General features: G+C 48.7%; 16 protein-coding genes and 2 pseudogenes. 11 read left to right on the top strand and 7 right to left on the bottom strand.

Translation table 11 applies throughout. The features are described 5' to 3' along the window. Positions 1-50 precede the first annotated feature (50 nt). The 5 genes from LZD49_RS30565 to LZD49_RS30545 form a co-directional block, all read right to left on the bottom strand. Positions 51-464 carry a hypothetical protein gene (locus LZD49_RS30565; RefSeq protein WP_234671862.1) on the bottom strand — a complete coding sequence of 138 codons (414 nt, stop codon included), beginning with the start codon at positions 462-464 and terminating at the stop codon, positions 51-53. A 152-nt stretch (positions 465-616) separates the two neighbouring features. Continuing rightward, positions 617-1348 carry a hypothetical protein gene (locus LZD49_RS30560; protein ID WP_234671861.1) on the bottom strand — a complete coding sequence of 244 codons (732 nt, stop codon included), beginning with the start codon at positions 1346-1348 and terminating at the stop codon, positions 617-619. A gap of 90 nt (positions 1349-1438) precedes the next feature. Then, complete coding sequence (locus tag LZD49_RS30555) at positions 1439-1933, bottom strand: Crp/Fnr family transcriptional regulator (protein WP_234671860.1); 495 nt, start codon at positions 1931-1933, stop codon at positions 1439-1441. A gap of 231 nt (positions 1934-2164) precedes the next feature. After that, on the bottom strand, positions 2165-3034 hold the full coding sequence (locus LZD49_RS30550) for a sugar phosphate isomerase/epimerase (RefSeq protein WP_234671859.1): 870 nt from the start codon (positions 3032-3034) through the stop codon (positions 2165-2167). Between the two features lie 37 nt (positions 3035-3071). Beyond that, a complete protein-coding gene (locus tag LZD49_RS30545) occupies positions 3072-4331 on the bottom strand; it encodes a Gfo/Idh/MocA family protein (RefSeq protein ID WP_234671863.1) in 1260 nt (419 codons plus the stop codon). A gap of 254 nt (positions 4332-4585) precedes the next feature. On the opposite strand from LZD49_RS30545, the gene LZD49_RS30540 reads away from it, so the two are divergent. Next, entirely contained in the window at positions 4586-6181 is a 1596-nt protein-coding gene (locus LZD49_RS30540; RefSeq protein WP_234671858.1) for a Na+/H+ antiporter, read from the top strand. Positions 6182-6233: 52 nt separating this feature from the next. Here LZD49_RS30540 and LZD49_RS30535 read toward each other — a convergent pair whose 3' ends face one another. After that, entirely contained in the window at positions 6234-7760 is a 1527-nt protein-coding gene (locus LZD49_RS30535) for a S8 family serine peptidase (protein ID WP_310590513.1), read from the bottom strand. Positions 7761-7926: 166 nt separating this feature from the next. Between LZD49_RS30535 and LZD49_RS30530 the strand changes: the two genes are divergently transcribed. The 10 genes and pseudogenes from LZD49_RS30530 to LZD49_RS30485 all read left to right on the top strand — a co-directional run. After that, a complete protein-coding gene (locus tag LZD49_RS30530; protein WP_234671854.1) occupies positions 7927-9219 on the top strand; it encodes an aminopeptidase P family protein in 1293 nt (430 codons plus the stop codon). A gap of 36 nt (positions 9220-9255) precedes the next feature. Then, complete coding sequence (locus LZD49_RS30525) at positions 9256-9489, top strand: hypothetical protein (protein WP_234671853.1); 234 nt, start codon at positions 9256-9258, stop codon at positions 9487-9489. A gap of 60 nt (positions 9490-9549) precedes the next feature. Further along, positions 9550-9801 (top strand): type II toxin-antitoxin system RelE/ParE family toxin, encoded by a 252-nt coding sequence (locus LZD49_RS30520; protein WP_310590512.1) that lies wholly within the window; start codon positions 9550-9552, stop codon positions 9799-9801. Between the two features lie 16 nt (positions 9802-9817). Further along, positions 9818-10447 (top strand): MgtC/SapB family protein, encoded by a 630-nt coding sequence (locus LZD49_RS30515; RefSeq protein WP_234671851.1) that lies wholly within the window; start codon positions 9818-9820, stop codon positions 10445-10447. A 224-nt stretch (positions 10448-10671) separates the two neighbouring features. Continuing rightward, entirely contained in the window at positions 10672-11520 is an 849-nt protein-coding gene (locus tag LZD49_RS30510; RefSeq protein ID WP_234671850.1) for an EboA domain-containing protein, read from the top strand. Between the two features lie 4 nt (positions 11521-11524). Beyond that, a complete protein-coding gene (locus tag LZD49_RS30505) occupies positions 11525-12553 on the top strand; it encodes a TatD family hydrolase (protein WP_234671849.1) in 1029 nt (342 codons plus the stop codon). A 1-nt stretch (position 12554) separates the two neighbouring features. Continuing rightward, on the top strand, positions 12555-13424 hold the full coding sequence (gene eboC / locus LZD49_RS30500; protein WP_234671848.1) for a UbiA-like protein EboC: 870 nt from the start codon (positions 12555-12557) through the stop codon (positions 13422-13424). Between the two features lie 122 nt (positions 13425-13546). Further along, the gene (locus LZD49_RS30495; protein WP_234671847.1) at positions 13547-14707 is read left to right on the top strand and encodes a 3-dehydroquinate synthase; all 1161 of its coding nucleotides are present in this window, start codon (positions 13547-13549) and stop codon (positions 14705-14707) included. Continuing rightward, positions 14704-15906: a metabolite traffic protein EboE gene (gene eboE, locus LZD49_RS30490; protein WP_234671846.1), complete on the top strand. Its 1203-nt coding sequence runs from the start codon at positions 14704-14706 to the stop codon at positions 15904-15906. The genes LZD49_RS30495 and eboE overlap by 4 nt, the downstream gene beginning before the upstream one ends. Next, positions 15899-16948 (top strand): annotated as a pseudogene (locus tag LZD49_RS30485) (alkaline phosphatase family protein); the annotation flags it as partial. The gene eboE and the pseudogene LZD49_RS30485, both read left to right, overlap by 8 nt. On the opposite strand, the pseudogene LZD49_RS36170 reads toward LZD49_RS30485, so the two are convergent. Continuing rightward, a pseudogene (locus LZD49_RS36170) lies at positions 16926-16991 on the bottom strand (hypothetical protein); the annotation flags it as partial. The pseudogenes LZD49_RS30485 and LZD49_RS36170 sit on opposite strands and share 23 nt — an antisense overlap. Positions 16992-17322 lie beyond the last annotated feature (331 nt).

The raw sequence follows: 17322 nt of genomic DNA, 5'->3' as shown, positions 1-17322 counted from the left end.
TTGACCGCAAGAAACCCATAACCCTTTATCTGAATGCCGCTTAATCTAAATTAACAATAGCCAATCGCTGGTCTTGAAAATAGGGAGTACTTCAGTTTGCAGTGGTCATTGCACACACGGAGGAAGTGGCTGATGTATTTCACCTCGATGGGCTGCGCTTCATTAGCTCCATTAGCACGGACACTATTAATGACTTTCGTTTGCTTAGAACCGCCCTGTGGCGTCCATGTGTAGGTAACCTTTAATCGGAGTGTCTTTGTCGGAACGCCGCTATTATAATTTACAGTGTTGTTCCATTTCGCACTGAGATTTTGTGCCGTTTTAGCACTCACAGCATTCCCACCAACTATTATCCACTCATACGTTACCGTGGCATTTTGTGGTACGCTACTGTTTTGGGCATCGACATCTATCTTTGGAAAGTAGTAATACTCATTGAGATAAGTCCCTCCACTGGGTTCCAACCCATAAAAATCAATTCCATCGAAAATAGAACTTGCCTTGCTTCCCTGGATGTAGACAACCGGGTCAACTAATGCGAACGCGCATGAGATGCAAAAAGCATCAGGAAGACATGGATTATTTTGAAAGATTTCATATCAAGTTGCATAATGTGTTAAAAATTGTAACCAAGATTGATCGAATACAATGGTATCGGCACTGTGCCATGTGAAGTAGTTTGGCTATATGCTATTTGCTTTTCATTGAAATGACTGGTAGCTATATCCTTAGAGTAAATGATTAAAAAATGGCTCTCAAGAGATACGGCAACTCGATGATTAAGAAAAAGTTTGGCACCGATAAAGGTCCCGATCCAAAACAGGTCATGCCGGTACTTAAGAACTTGCGTTCCCCTCGATTTGACACCATCCTCATCATCGAAAAGTTGGTCGTGAAGTATTACCTTACTGCGACTGAAATGGGTCGCCAGATCACAACCACCAAAAAGGCTTGTTCGTCCGTAAATCCGCTGCCACTCATGCCCGACGGCAAACATGGGTTGCCAAAAATAGTTGTTAACCTTGCCATGAGATCGATTTGTAGTATCAGGAATAGTAGTTTGCCTAATGTTGTTCCCGTAGGGGCTTGCAAGAAAACGCCAAGCTTTCGTTTTCACTTGCGAGCCGTAATTAAGCTTTAACAAAAATGGATAGGTTACTGGTCCGTCAACATCTTGCACGATTATCGAATGAAAATTCACATTTAGCTCCCACCGGTGCCGTTTCACATCCTGATCAATGTATTCCTTCGTCTTCGTAAAGGCATCTAACGGTTGGCCTCTTGCCATTCCTACGATCCAAAACAGGGCAAAAACCGAACATCCAACTGTTTGCATAGCCTTTCTCATATTATTTGCGTTTTTTGTACAAATAAAAACAGAACAAACCACACCTATTCTGGGAAAAAGAAGGATCAGACCTACAAAAAGGAAGGAAATTTAGGGCCTCGCTTTCAGCTTGCTGACGTAGTTTTCGGAGATGCCCAAATACGAGGCAATGTATTTCTGCGGGACGCGGTTGAAGAGTTCGCGGGAGCGTTTTCGGAAGGATTCCAGCTTCTCGGGTGCGGATAGCGTGCGCATGTCGCGCAACAGGTCGTGGTGGGTTAGCAGCAAGCGCTCGGCGATGATGCGACCAATGCAGCAAGCTTCGGGATGATTGGCGTAAAGTTGATAAAGGTCCGTTCTGGTGATGTAAATGAGAATGGATGCTTCCAGCGTTTCAATGCATTCGCGGGAAGGGACTTGCTTTACGAAGCTGTCGGCGGCATGAAAAAAGTCGGCTTCATTCGCAAACCAATCGGTGACGTCGCGGAAATTGCCCTGGCCGTCGGCAGCGAAATGGTAACCCCTCACTAGTCCCGATTGCAAATACCAGAGTTTGTCACATAATTCGCCTTCTGATAGCAGTATCTTGCCCTTCGGGATTTTCACAACCTTAAGCTTTTGCTGGAACAGAATCCTGGTCTGATCTTCAATAGGTAAGATTTCACTCAGGGAGGATATAAATTCATAGTACATACATAGTGTGCCATTGCGTTTCGAATTACAAGATGAATAATTTATCAGGTATTTCTATACTACAAATTCCTTCTATTTATCCCAAGCTATAAAGAAAAAGCCCGGCAATATCCGGGCTTATCCTGCTATTTGTAATAACTGTAACTACGCATTAAAAACGAGATCCATCTTCTCACGGATGGTGAGTAAACGTTTCCTGTCGCCACCGGCTACTTCCGCGGAAGCCCAGCCCGAATAGCCCACCTTTTGCAATGCCTTATTCACTTCCGCCCAGTTGCAATCGCCTTCCATCAACTCTACGTCGAAGCCTTTCCAAAGACCGAGGTCATTTTGCTTTTTCAAGCTATACTCCTTCAAATGGAGCTTCAAAATACGTTTGTTCAGCGCCTCAATCCAGGAAACCGGCCAGCTGTAACGTAGTACGTTTCCGATATCCATGTACCAGCCAACCATGGGGTGCTTAAAATCATCAACAAACTTTGCTGCTTCCAATGGACTCAGCAGAAACTGGTTCCAAACGTTTTCGATAGCTATCTTGACACCTGTTTTTTCAGCGATGGGAAGTAGCTTACGGATTTCTGCCTGAGAGCGCTCATAGGCTTCACCATAGGTAACAGTCGCGTTCACTACCCCCGGCACAACGAGTACCGTGCTGCCACCATACTCCTTAGTATCCCACAATGCTTTTTCAATTGACTTGACGCATTCTTCGCGCTTCTTGGGATCAGGATCAGACAATGGCAGCTTCCAGTGCATTGAATTTACCGTTCCCGGAATGAGCAAACCAGTTTTATCTCTGGCAGCGAGGACCTCTTTCATGTCCAGTTTGTCCGGAGAATCGAGCTCAACACCATCATAACCCAGATCTTTCAGTAACTTAAACTTGTCCATTACTGATAACTCTTCCTTTACCATTCCCCACATTAGGCTTTTCTTCACCATCGGACGTGCGGCTGTAGCAGCATCGGCGGTAGATAGCACCGAAGAAGTGACCGCCACGGCAGATGCTGCCATGGCGGTGTTTTTAATAAATTCTCGTCTTTGCATAGGGTCAGGAGAATGCTGTGATACCTGGCTTGGCCACCTCTACAACCGGTGGTTTCATGTCGAAGCTGTAAGTATCAGGTCCCAGCTTCTCGGTGGAGTTCAATGCCTCATTCCAGGTAACGCGCTTGCCGGTGTAGGCAGCCATTCTGCCCATGATGGCGGTCAGCGTGCTGTGCGCCATGAACTCGCCGTCATTGATGAGCTTGCCGCTGCGGATCGATGCAAACAGTTCGTTGTGTTCTGTCTGGTACATATCATTCTGTACGCCTTCGTATTTCCAGGGGTTAGCACCGGTAATTTCATGCACGTTACGGGCACAGTTCACCATAGCGCTTCCTTTGGTTCCAAGCGTTTGAACCAGGTAGCTGTTTTCGCAGTTGGCCTGCTGACGCGAGTGGTGGAAACCTTTCACGCCATTGTCGTAATCGTAGACGACCGAGAAATGGTCGAAAATATTACCGAATAATGCATCGGTACGAACCTGACGACCGCCTGTTCCTACAACCGAAACCGGCAGTTTGCCGCCCATCGCCCAGGCCATCATGTCGATACTGTGAACTGCCTGCTCTACAATATGGTCACCGGCGAGCCAGGTATAGTAAGTCCAGTTACGCAAAACGTACTCAGCATCTGTCCAGCCCGACACGCGTGGGAAAGACCACAATGTACCGGTATCATAAGTGTTATAGATCGCCGTAATGTCGCCTACCGCGCCGTCGAGGATCCGTGCGAAGCTTGCGCGTTTCGGCTCGTGGTAACGCCAGCAGAAGCCCGACATCAGGGACACATTCTTTTGTTTTGCCAATTTCGCCGCATCCAGCACCTTGCGAACGCCGGGAGCGTCTACTGCAACTGGTTTTTCGCAAAAAACGTGCTTGCCTGCATTGATAGCGGCAGTGAGGTGCTCAGGGCGGAAATGAGGAGGCGTTGCAAGCAATACCACATCTACTCCCGAATCCAATACTTTCTTGAAAGCATCGAAACCAATGAATTTGCGTTCTTCATCCACTTTCACTTTCGGACCGTGCACTTTGGTAAGGTTTTCCAGCGACGAATCCATTTTATCTTTGAAAATGTCGCCCATCGCCCACAGTACCACATTGGGATCCGCTTTCAAAGCCTGGTTAGCCGCACCGGATCCACGTCCGCCGCAACCGATCAACCCTATCTTCAGGGTGTCTGCGTTCACGCCTGCGAAGGCACGATTGGGGTTCAGGATCGCGAAGGTTGGCAGCGTGCTACCTGCCAGTGCTACTCCCGCCATTTTCAAAACATCTCTCCGAGAAGTACTCATTGCAATTAAGGATTAGGTGATGGAATGACTGATTTTTGATGATTTTTGATTTATAATGCCAGTGATTCAGGATCTTGTAAGCATTAAAGATAAGCAAAACCGCTATTTTTTGTGCTAATATAATTCAAAATTTCCATTTGCGTGCTCGACCACACACAAAAGTTATTAGATGTTAATTTTACAATTTATATACTTTTATATCCCCGAACTTCCTTTTTTTAAATATGATCCTTGAAAATTTACTGCTTATCATATCGCTTCTTTTCGTGGTTTCGATGCTCACGATGCTCAGCGAAAAGGTGGGCATTTCATATCCCATTTTCCTGGTGATCGCCGGCCTGCTGATCAGCTTTATTCCCGGAATGCCGCATTTTGAACTCGAACCCGACTGGGTTTTCCTCATCTTCCTTCCTCCCCTGCTCTATGAGGCGGCCTGGAACACGTCATGGAAAGATTTCTGGGCAGCGCGGCGACCTATCGGGCTGCTTTCCATTGGTTTAGTCGTGTTTACTGCCACGGCGGTCGCCTATATTTCGCATTCGATTATTCCAGGTTTTACATTGGCGATGGGCTTTGTGCTGGGCGGCATTATCTCGCCACCAGATGCGGTTGCGGCAACTTCGGTATTGCACGGACTGAAAGTCCCTAAGCGCGTCGTTACCATTCTCGAAGGTGAAAGTCTCGTCAATGATGCATCGTCGCTGATCGTATTCCGCGTCGCGCTCGCGACGATTACGACCGGAAATTTCGTGCTTTGGAAAGCTGGGGTCGACTTTCTGATGGTCGCCACCATGGGCGTCGTGATTGGGCTCGCCATTGCTCATGTGCTGTATGTCGTGCACCGTTTTTTCCCAACGACGCCCAGCATTGATACCGCGCTCACCTTCATTTCACCCTATTTAATGTATATCACTGCCGAACACTTCCACTATTCGGGGGTTCTGGCCGTCGTTAGTGGAGGCTTGTTTCTAAGCTTCCGGGCGCATGAGTTGTTTACCTACCAATCACGAATGCAGACGAATTACGTGTGGCAAACAGTCGTATTCCTGCTGAATGGCATTGTTTTCATCCTCATCGGACTGCAACTACCGGAAGTGATGATGGGGCTGAATGAGTATACTGTCGTGGAAGTGGTATCCTATGCGGTTGTCATCAGCCTGGTTACAGTACTGATCCGCATTGTCTGGGTTTACCCTGCGACTTACATTCCGCGCATGTTCAGCTCGGTACGTCGCAAAGAACCGCAGCGACCCAAGTGGCAACCTGTGTTTATAGTGGCCTGGGCCGGCATGCGGGGCGTCGTTTCGCTTGCATCCGCATTGGCGGTTCCGCTGATGATCAAAGGCCAGCCATTTCCGCACCGCAACCTGTTCCTGTTTATTACATTCGTCGTCATCCTCTTTACGCTCGTTTTCCAAGGTTTAAGCCTTCCATTTTTAATTAAATGGTTGAAAATTAAAGACGACGGGAATAACATGGAGGAGGAAAATGCCAAGGTCAACTCACGATTGGCCGTGGTAAGCCTCGACTACATGAAATCCAATTACGACGGTGAAATTCAGGATTTTGAACCATTCCGGCTTTTGAAGGAACGGTATGAGAAGATCATCGAAATGGCAGATTATAAACTCCTGCATTCAGAAGATAAGCCATCCATCACTCACGTGCGAAAATACCGCGCGATGTTATTGGAAATTATTGAAGTAAAAAGGGAAGAAATTGTCAAACTAAGGCAGGAACGAGCCTGCTCCGACGCATTGATCCGCACCAAAGAACACGAACTGGACCTGGAAGAAGCAAGACTCCGAAGGTCGCCATAGGCCGGATTGGTCACCCTCTGCGGGCCACCCTATGCGGGTCACCCTATGCGGGTCAATCCCATTCCACTTCCACTACGTAGTCACGAAGATCGATGGTGGTGAACTTCTCATTGTTCTGGCGCTTCAGCGAGACTTTGCCGTTTTGTACTTTGGCAACTTGCTGAGCGATCACATCCTTTTCGTTTTTCTTGCGGTAAATCGCCACCATGGAATCCTGGCTGGTTACGTCCACTTCGCACGTGCGGCCTTTGGCTATAATCAGTTTTGAATTATTAGGTAGATAGGGCGCTTTTGCAAGGGCCAGCGCACGGGAAGCTTGCGGTACGCCATAGCCGACGAAATTGTTCCCGTATGGATACAAATGCGAAGATTTTTCGATCAGTGAAAGCAAGTCTTTGTTGGAAAGCTGCGGATTGGCTTGTAACAAACAGGCGGCAAAACCGGTGATCACCGGGGCAGAAAGCGATGTTCCGTACAATGAGAAGCAGGAAACATTGGGTTTAACATAAGACAAAAACTCCGGCCCGACGCTGCTGTAACCAATGCGGTTCCATAGTTTGCCGTTCGTAGCGCCCACCGAAAGTACGCCTTTCGCATCCGCAGGTGCAGACACGATGCCCCAGCTCTTGTCGTCACCCTCATTCCCGGCCGAGACGATAATCATAATTCCCTTTTTGTCCGAAGCGATTTGCGCAGCTTTTGAAATAGCGCTCGTTTTTCCATCCATTTGGGAAGGAGTGTAGTTTTCCTTCGGATCAGAAAAGCCTTTGGCATAACCTAATGATGTATTGATCAAACGAACCCCGAGGCTGTCCATCCATTCCATGGCGGCAATCCAGTTATCTTCTTCGCCGCGGTATTCGCGCATGGAATAGTCTGTGCGGGCAAGGTAGAACTTCGCATTCGTGGCCATTCCGTACTGCACCTGATCCTGGTAATCGATTCCGGAAATGGCGGCGAGCACCTCGGTGCCATGCATATCCGAGAACGATTCTGCCGTGCTGAAAAGCAGGTCACCGGCGCGGCCAGGTTTCACGTAATCGCGGATACCAAGTATTCTCTTGTTTGAAAAAACCTGTGAAAGTGAAAGCGAAGAATCAGCCCCATAGAAACCGGCATCGATAACACCGATGGTAACGTCTTTTGCAGTGATATTTTCTTTCAAAAATGCATTAGCCTGAACCTGCGACATTACTGGCGCCATTTGCGCCTTTTCGATCGGTTGGGTTTTGGCAATGTAAAAACCGGGGTCTATCATGACCACATCCGCCACAAAATCCAGCTCCCGCACTTTCATCGCCTGCTCACTCGTCAGGTTGGCGGAAACGGCATTCAGCCATTTAGACCTGTTGATGATGCTAACCGACTGGCCGCGCAGTGCTGCTTCGTACTCTTTCCGGACCGGAAGATCGGTTTCATCCGAAGTAACCAAACCCAGTTTCTGACGGTTCTCCAACGTCAATGCAGAAACCGCTGGACTTGCGGAGAGGTCTTTATTTTTCAGATAAATCCAATATTTCGGGCTTGCTGACAACACAAACGGCACCAACGCAAACGCAAGCAAAAGCAGTCTTCTCATCAATGGCATTAGTTAGGTATTCTTAATCTATTTGGTATAATCGCACTTTCAATCTTACTTTTCTGTAACGTTTCAAACTGTTTCGTGCGGTTACAGAATTTTAAATTTTTGAACAAGATAAACGTAATTTTACAAAATAAATTACCCGTCCAGAAAAAATACAGACATGCGATATTCCCCCATCGACCAAAAGCTATTTATCGAAAACAGACGCCGTTTAACGACTTTGCTCAAACCTAAATCGCTGGTAATTCTTAATTCCAACGACATTATGCCGACCAACGCAGACGGCACAATGGGCTTTAAACAAAACAGCGACCTGTTTTTCCTGACTGGCGTCGACCAGGAGGAAACGATCCTGCTTATCTTCCCCGACCATCCCGATCCCAAGTTTCGCGAAGTGCTTTTCCTACGTGAAACCAATGAGGTGATCGCCGTTTGGGAAGGCGAAAAACTGACTAAGGAGCAAGCCCGCGCCACGACCGGCATTCAAAGCATTTATTGGACGCACCAGTTTGAAACCGTGTTCGGCAACATCGTTTTCGAAGCGGAACATGTGTATTTGAACACCAACGAACACACCCGCAACGATTCGACCGTCCAAACCCGTGATGCCCGGTATATTGAGGACTTTAAATCGCGTTACCCACTGCATCACCTCGTGCGCCTCGCTCCGCTTATGCACCAGCTTCGCGCCGTGAAGCAGCCCGGGGAAATCGCATTGCTTCAAAAGGCCTGCGACATTACAAAGCTGGGATTTGAGCGGGTATTGAAATTTGTCAAACCTGGCGTACATGAATTTGAAATTGAGGCCGAATTGCTCCATGAATTTGTGCGCAACCGCTCCAAAGGCTTCTCCTACCAGCCCATTATAGCATCCGGCGCCAATGCGTGCGTGCTGCATTACATTCAAAATAATCAGGTTTGTAAAGACGGCGATATCTTGCTCCTCGACGTAGCCGCCGAATATGCCAACTATGGTGCCGACCTTACCCGCAGCATCCCGGTGAACGGCCGGTTTACCAAGCGTCAACGTGATGTGTACGATGCCGTCCTACGCGTTTTCAAAGCCGCCAGAAGTTTGCTCGTACCCGGCAATATCTGGGACGAATATCACCAGGAAATCGGCCGCATCATGGAAAGTGAGCTGATCGGCCTGGGCCTGATCACCAAAGAGGATATTGCCAAGCAAGACCCGGACACGCCAGCATACAAAAAATATTTCCCCCACGGCACCTCCCACTTCCTCGGCCTCGACATTCACGACGTCGGCAACAAATACCGCCGCTTCGAACCCGGCATGGTATTCACCTGCGAACCGGGCATCTACATTCGCGAGGAAGGATTAGGCATCCGCCTGGAAAATGATATCCTGATCACGGAGAATGGGAATGTGGATCTGATGGCCGGAATTCCGTTGGAAGCCGAGGAGATTGAGGAGTGGATGAATGCTAAATGATTCTTTGTAAATTTGTTTAAAGCCAGATACCATTCCATGGAAAAATCAGTGAATTTGAACATCCCGTTGTCTTTCGAGCAATTGTTAGCATTAATTCGTCAACTGTCCAGGCAGGAGCAGGCAGAACTGGTATCTGTCTTGAAGGAGGAAATCATTGATGATGAGCCTACGAAAGATCAGATACTGGACGATCTGAAAGAGGATTTGATTGCATTAAAAAAAGGCACACTAAAAACAAGACCCATCGAGGATATTTTGAATGAGCTTTAAAATTCAGGCTTCCGAAACTTCACCAGGGAATTGAAGCGGTTGGCAAAAAGGTATCCGTCATTGAAAACTGATGTCATCAAGCTTGTAAATAGCCTTTCCGCCGATCCAACGCAAGGTATTCCCCTGGGACAAAACTGTTTTAAAATTCGATTAGCAATTAAAAGCAAAGGAAAAGGAAAAAGTGGAGGTGCAAGAGTAATCACGTTTGTGGTAGTACTTTCGGAAACGGTGGTTTTGCTTTCAATTTATGACAAGTCTGACAAAGAAAATATCTCTTCTGAGGAATTAGCTGATCTGTTACAAAGCCTCTGAGGACAAACGACATTACATGGAACTCCTCCCCGAAGACATTTATAAACTACTTATTTCCTTTATCCTCGGCGCGATTATCGGCACCGAGCGCGAGTATAGGAGCAAATCGGCGGGGCTGCGGACGCTGATATTGATTGCGATGGGATCGACACTTTTCACGATCCTTTCGATCAAGATCAGTTCGGACGCGGGGCGCATTGCAGCAAATATCGTGACCGGGATCGGTTTTATCGGCGCAGGGATCATTTTCCGGGAAAACAATCGGGTAGTTGGGATTACGACGGCGGCGATCGTGTGGGTGACGGCGGCAGTCGGAATGGGCATTGGCGCCGGATTTTATGAAGTTACGATTGTCTGTTTTGTCATTTCGGGAATGTCCCTTGTGATCCTGTCGCCGGTGCAAAAATTGATCAGGCGCAAAAGCCAGATCCGGAATTACCGGCTGATGTGCGTGTACCAGAAAAAAACTTTGAAAATGTATGAGGAGCTTTTTGCGGACTACGACCTGAAAGTCCTCCGGGGTGAGCAAAGCCGTAGCGGTAACCACATAACCGGCAGCTGGACATTGCAGGGCTCCGAGAAAAAGCATGAGAAATTGACCCACCGACTTCTCAATGATACTGATATTCTGGAATTTGATTTCTAACCATCAGTTACAAATAATATTAGTTTTTTATTAAAACTGATATGAATCATGCCTGTTAAGAGCCAAAAAGCGGCTTTTTAACGTTATAAATAGCCGCGTGGAAACTTTATGGCAGTAAACAGGCATTATTACGATAACAGAGCACCCAGATAGATTTACAGACTTGGCCCAAGTGGCGACACCCGGAGCACGACGACAGGTAAATCGGATCACAGAGAACAAACATGTCCGATATCATTAAACAAAAAATTTGGAAGATCATCACCTCGCACACCAGTGCAGACGAGGCACAATGGTTGCAGCAGAAAGCATCTTCCACGCCCATCGACCTCATGACGGCCTTCGTGGCAGCACCTAGGTTTCTGACCAAAAAAATCATTGACACCTCCGACGCCGAAAAGGCCTCGCTCAAGCCTGAAATTCGGGGTTTCTCGGTTGATGGCTGGTCGCTGGTGCGGCTGAGCCGCGTTTGGCTGCTCACCCAGCTGGATCCATCCGATCAGGAAGAATATGTCAAAAACATCGAAACGCTATTCGATACGGCGGAAATGAATGAGCTGGTGGCACTTTATTCCGCATTACCGGTGCTCTCCTACCCCGATCGATGGCTTTTTCGCGCTACAGATGCTGTGCGTTCCAATATGGGGTTTGTATTTGATGCCATTGCTTTGCATAATCCTTACCCTGAAAAGTATTTCAGCGAGCTGGCCTGGAATCAGTTGGTGCTCAAAACGATCTTCAATGACAAGCCGATCCATTTCATCGAAGGGCTGGATAACCGCTCGAATGAAAAGCTGGCTGTTACGCTTTCCGACTTCGCTCACGAGCGCTGGGCAGCCAGTCGAAGCGTGCCTGCACAGGTGTGGCGGTTAGTTGGCAAGTTCTTGAACCAGGCATTATTGGCGGATATGCAGCATTTGTTCGATTCAGAGCAGGAGGACGACCGGAAAGCGGCCGCGCTTGCCTGCGCAGAATCTGCATTCCCATCGGCTAATTACCTGTTGGCAAAATATACCGAGTTAGAAAAATCCGTCAAAACCGGCGCACTCACCTGGGCCGATCTCGAAAACTGACATCATGTGCCTCAATCATAACGATACCGCCCCGAACCCTTCGCATTTTGAAGATAGCGAAGAAATAAGCCAGGCTCTCGCGCACCGCGACATTGCCTGGAACGATTACAAGGATCTGATCAAAGGCATGCGCTTTTTTGATCCGCATATCCACATGGTTTCCCGCACAACGGACGATTACCAGGCAATGAACCAGGCTGGCATTGTGGCTTTGATCGAGCCCGCATTTTGGGTGGGTCAACCGCGGACCGGCTTATCTTCGTTTAAAGACTATTACAGCAGTCTGGTGGGATGGGAAAGGTTCCGGTCTTCACAATTTGGCATTAAGCACTACTGCACGATGGGCCTCAACTCCCGCGAAGCGAACAACGAACCGCTGGCGGAGCAGGTGATGGAAATCCTGCCATTGTACATCTATAAAGAGGGCGTAGTAGGCGTCGGCGAAATCGGCTTTGACGACCAGACGCCCGCCGAAGAAAAATACTACCGCCTGCAATTGGAACTGGCCAAACAAGCCAAGTTGCCGGTTCAGATCCACACGCCGCACCGCGACAAGAAGAAAGGCACCGAGCGCAGCATGGCCATTGCGTTGGAACACGGCATTGACCCTTCGTGGGTGATTGTGGACCATAACAATGAAGAAACAGTGAAAAGCGTGCTCGACCAGGGTTTTTATGCCGCGTTCACGATCTATCCGTTTACCAAAATGGGTAATGAAAGAATGGTGAAAGTGGTGGAACAATACGGGCCCGAGCGCATTATGATCAACTCAGCGGCCGACTGGGGCATTTCAGATCCTCTGGCAATCCCCAAAACGGCTGCATTAATGAAGATGCGCGGCATTTCCGATGAAACCATCCGGCTCGTCACTTACCAGAATGCGATCGACGCATTTGGCAAAAGCGGGCAGATAGACGTGACGGATTTCGAATCGGGTTATGCGGTGGACCAAACGGCGAAATTCCATGGTAACAGCATTTTGAGAGGTGGCCAGCAGCCTGCTCCGGTGAAGGACTTTTTAGTGATCAATTAAAGTGAGCAGTCTCAAACCCTATTTGCAGCTAACCCGTCCTGCCAACCTGGTTACCGCCATTGCGGATATCCTGGCCGGTATGGCGATCGCGCAGTTTACATTCTCCGATTTCTCGCCCGCATTACTCGTACTTTCCACCCTTGGTCTTTACGGCGGCGGCGTGGTTATGAACGATGTTTTCGATGCCAAACTCGACAGCGTAGAGCGTCCCGAACGGCCTATTCCGAGTGGAAGAGTCCCACTGGCATCGGCCGCGACTATGGGCATTTCGTTACTACTTTTAGGCATTATCGCTGCCGGTGCATTCAGCATGCAAAGCGGACTGATTGCCGTCGTGGTGGCCATGCTGACCATTTTGTACAACCGTTTTGCCAAACATCACGTCTTCTTTGGACCGCTGGTCATGGGGATGTGCCGCGGCGGCAACCTGATCCTCGGCATGAGCGTATTGCCCGAATCATTTCAAAGCTGGGCATTCATTGCCATTTTCCCGATCATGTACATTGGTGCTATTACACTGATCAGCCAGGATGAAGTTCATGGCGGAAAGCAACGCACGCTGTACATTGCAGCATTTCTCTACCTGGCCGTCCTGGCAGCGCAGTTGACGATTGCCCAGCAAAAAGCCAACTTGCTTTTTACATTACCATTTGTATTGCTTCATGCCTGGTTCATATTCCGTCCGCTTTGGAACGCGATCCAGAATCCAATCGGGCCGCTCATTGGAAAGGCTGTGAAGGCCGGGGTCATCTCCCTTATCGTGATGAACGCTTCCTGGTGCGCGGCTTTCGGGTTGTTGCCGATTGCGCTGGCGGTGCTGGCATTATTGCCTTTGTCGATGTATTTGGCTAAGGCTTTTGCGGTTACTTAGGGAGCAGAAAGGATGATGGAGGAATGGGAGGATGGAAATTCGAATATGATGGAACGGGGAAAACCTGTTAATTTTAGTCTTTATATTAAATACCCACTTTTGCTTGTTCAATGCCGAATTCAATGCAAACTATAAAACAACGTTTCCAGGTGGAATACAACTATGCTGTATTTTTCACCCAAAACCTATTTAGTGCCCAAAACCCGTTACTGAAAGATTTTTTTCAAGAATATACCGAACAGGGCTTTCAACGTAAAGCGCTCGTGATCGTGGATGAGGGGTTTGAACAGACACAGCCGGATTTGAAAAACAACATCCGCACCTATTTCGCACAGAATGTGCCGCACATTCAGCTCTCGCCGGAAATCGTGACGGTGCCGGGCGGAGAAGCATGTAAGAATGATCCTGCCCAATTCGATAAGCTCGTAGAGGCAGTCGACAAATTCGGGATCGACCGCCATTCGTTCGTGATTGGCATCGGTGGTGGCGCGGTGCTCGACCTGGTGGGTTATGCAGCCGCGGTTTCGCACCGGGGCATTAAGCTGATCCGCATTCCGACCACCGTGCTGGCTCAGAACGATTCGGGAGTCGGTGTTAAAAACAGCATTAACTTTCATGGTAAAAAGAACTTCCTCGGCACATTTGCACCGCCGGTAGCTGTTTTCAATGACCTTACTTTCCTGCGCACGCTCGACGACCGTGACTGGCGGGGAGGTATTGCCGAAGCCGTTAAAGTGGCGTTAATCAAGGATGTTACGTTTTTTGAATGGATCGAAGAACATGCAACAGCACTCGCCAACCGCGATGAAGATGCCATGGCTTACCTCATCCACCGTTGCGCCGAAATGCATACCGACCACATTGCCGGCGGCGACCCATTCGAATTCGGATCGTCGCGCCCGCTCGATTTTGGTCACTGGGCAGCGCATAAGCTAGAATATCTGACCGGTTTTCAGGTCCGTCACGGCGAAGCGGTCGCAATAGGTATTGCATTGGACTGTGTGTATGCCAATAAAATAGGAATGCTGGCCGAAAATGATGTGCAGCGCATTATTGACGTGCTGACCAAAGTCGGTTTTGAACTTTACCATTCCAAACTGGCTGAAAACGATAAAATCAACCTCCGCAACGGCTTGCAGGAATTCCGCGAGCATCTGGGCGGCAGGCTGACCATTATGCTGCTGGAAAAAATCGGTAAAGGAGTGGAAGTGCATGAACTGGACGCCGACATCATCGCACAGTCGGTGGATTACCTCGAAAGTTCAAAAAACATCCCCGCATGATCACGCCGCACGGACACCTTACCTATTGCAGCAACATTCATCCCGGCGAAAAATGGGAGGACCATTTTCGCTCGCTGCGAGAAAGCATTCCTTACATCCGTCAGCAACTAGCGCCTGGTCAGCCGTTTGGGCTGGGCCTGCGCGTCGCGAATGAAGCCTCCATCGAGCTGAGTAAGCCGGAAGTGCTGGCCGAATTCAAAACCTGGCTGGCTGAGCAAAATGTGTATGTGTTTGTGATTAATGGCTTTCCTTACGGCGGCTTTCACAACACCCGCGTCAAGGACGATGTACACACGCCCGACTGGACGACGACCGACCGGCTGGCCTATACCAAACGCCTTTTCAACATCCTGGCTGCATTGCTGCCCGCTGAAATGCATGGAGGCGTTTCTACACCTCCGCTTTCCTACCGCCTGTGGTGGAAAACGGAAGCCGACAAGCAACAAGCCACGGAACAAGCCACGGATCACATACTCGAACTGCTCGACGAACTGATCCGCATTGAAAAAGAAACCGGCAAGTTCCTGCACCTTGACATTGAGCCGGAACCGGACGGGTTACTCGACAATACCGACGATTTCGTGACCTGGTACACCAATATCCTGCTTCCAAAAGGCACTATTTACCTGCTCGAAAAGTACGGAATGGATGCAAACGAGGCGCAGACGACGATTTTGAAACACATTCAACTGTGCTACGACATTTGTCACGCCGCAGTTGGTTTCGAAAAACCCGAAGATATTCTTGATTCCTTGAATGAATATGGCATTAAAGTCGGCCGCATTCAGGTGAGCTCTGCTTTGAAAGTGCAGTATAGCAATGACCGCGAGATCAAACGCAAGGCCATCGAAATGTTCGACGAGCCTGTCTATCTGCATCAGGTAGTGGCCCGTCATAACGACGGTCTTTTCACGCATTATCCCGATTTGAAAGAAGCATTAAACGATTGGAACGAGAGCCATGAGGAATGGCGCGTGCATTTTCATGTTCCGCTGTTTGTGAATACTTACGGCGTGCTGGATTCGACGCAGGGAGACATTGTTCAAACATTGGCATTGCAGAAAGAAACACCGTTCTCGGCCTATTTGGAAGTAGAAACTTACACCTGGGGCGTACTGCCGGAGGATATGCAGAAACCCATCGGCGAATCCATCGTTCGCGAGCTCGAATGGGTGAAGAAAGTATTGAATTATGAATAAAACTGTAGTGATCGATATCGTCGGGTTGAGCGCCAACCTGATTGGCGAACATACGCCATTTCTGGATGCATATGTCAAAAAAAGGCATCTGACGCCCATTAAGCCCGTTCTTCCTGCCGTTACTACCACGTCACAAAGCACCTATGTTACGGGTAAATGGCCTGCTGAGAATGGTATTGTCGGCAATGGCTGGTATGATAGGGAAGATTCGGAAGTGAAGTTCTGGAAGCAATCGAACAAGCTCGTGCAGGGCGATAAGATCTGGGACAATGCAAGAAAGGCGGACCCCAGTTTCACGGTTTCCAAAATGTTCTGGTGGTACAACATGTACTCCACGGCAGATTGGTCCGTAACGCCGCGCCCGCAATACCACGCCGACGGTGTGAAAGCGCCCGATTGCTACACCTACCCACCAGAGCTGCGCGACGAACTGCAAGCCGAACTCGGTCAATTCCCGCTTTTCAACTTCTGGGGGCCGAATGCCAATATTAAATCCACCCGCTGGATCGCCGACGCTTCGATGTCGGTGGAAAAAAGGCATAACCCCACGTTGACGCTCATTTACCTGCCGCATCTGGATTACTGCCTGCAAAAGTTCGGGCCGGATTTTTCGAAAATCAGCAAGGAACTCAATGAGATCGACGAGGTTGTCAAAGACCTGATCCAGTTTTATGAAGCGCGGAATGCGAAAATTATCCTGCTTTCTGAATACGGCATTAATCCGGTCAATAATCCAATCCATATCAACCGCATTTTGCGTAATGAAGGGCTCATTTCGGTCCGCGTGGAACGCTGGTACGAGTTACTGGATGCGGGTGTTTCCAAAGCATTTGCCGTTTCCGATCATCAGATTGCACACGTTTATCTAAATGATGCCTCTGTTAAAGACCGGGTAATGGATGTTTTGAAAAAAACGCCGGGTATCGACCTCGTGCTCGACAAGGCAGCACAGAAAGACTACCATATCGATCACCAACGTTCGGGTGACATCGTGGTCGTTGCCAAACCCGACAGCTGGTTTACCTACTACTACTGGCTCGACGACGCCAAAGCGCCGGATTACGCGCATTTAGTGGACATTCACCGCAAGCCGGGTTACGATCCGGTGGAAATGTTCATGGATCCTAAAAATCCATTGATCAAACTCCGTGCAGGGTACAAACTTGCCCGCAAATTACTTGGATTCAGGTATCTGATGGACGTCATCCCGCTGGATGCCACATTGGTAAAAGGTTCGCACGGCGGCATTAACATTCCCAAAGAATACTACCCCATCATCATCACCGACCAACCCGCCGAAAAGCCGGAGCTGGAAGCAGTGGATGTGCACGATGTGATCTGGAAACACCTGATTTAAAATCAATTCCAAAACAAATAGGTCTTCATGACGTTGTTGTAAAAACCTACTACAACGCT

The sequence above is a fragment of the Dyadobacter sp. CY261 genome (assembly GCF_021440085.1).
Classification (GTDB): Bacteria; Bacteroidota; Bacteroidia; order Cytophagales; family Spirosomataceae; genus Dyadobacter.
Note: the sequence above shows the minus strand (reverse complement) of the source record. Positions and strands in the feature narration are given on the sequence as shown.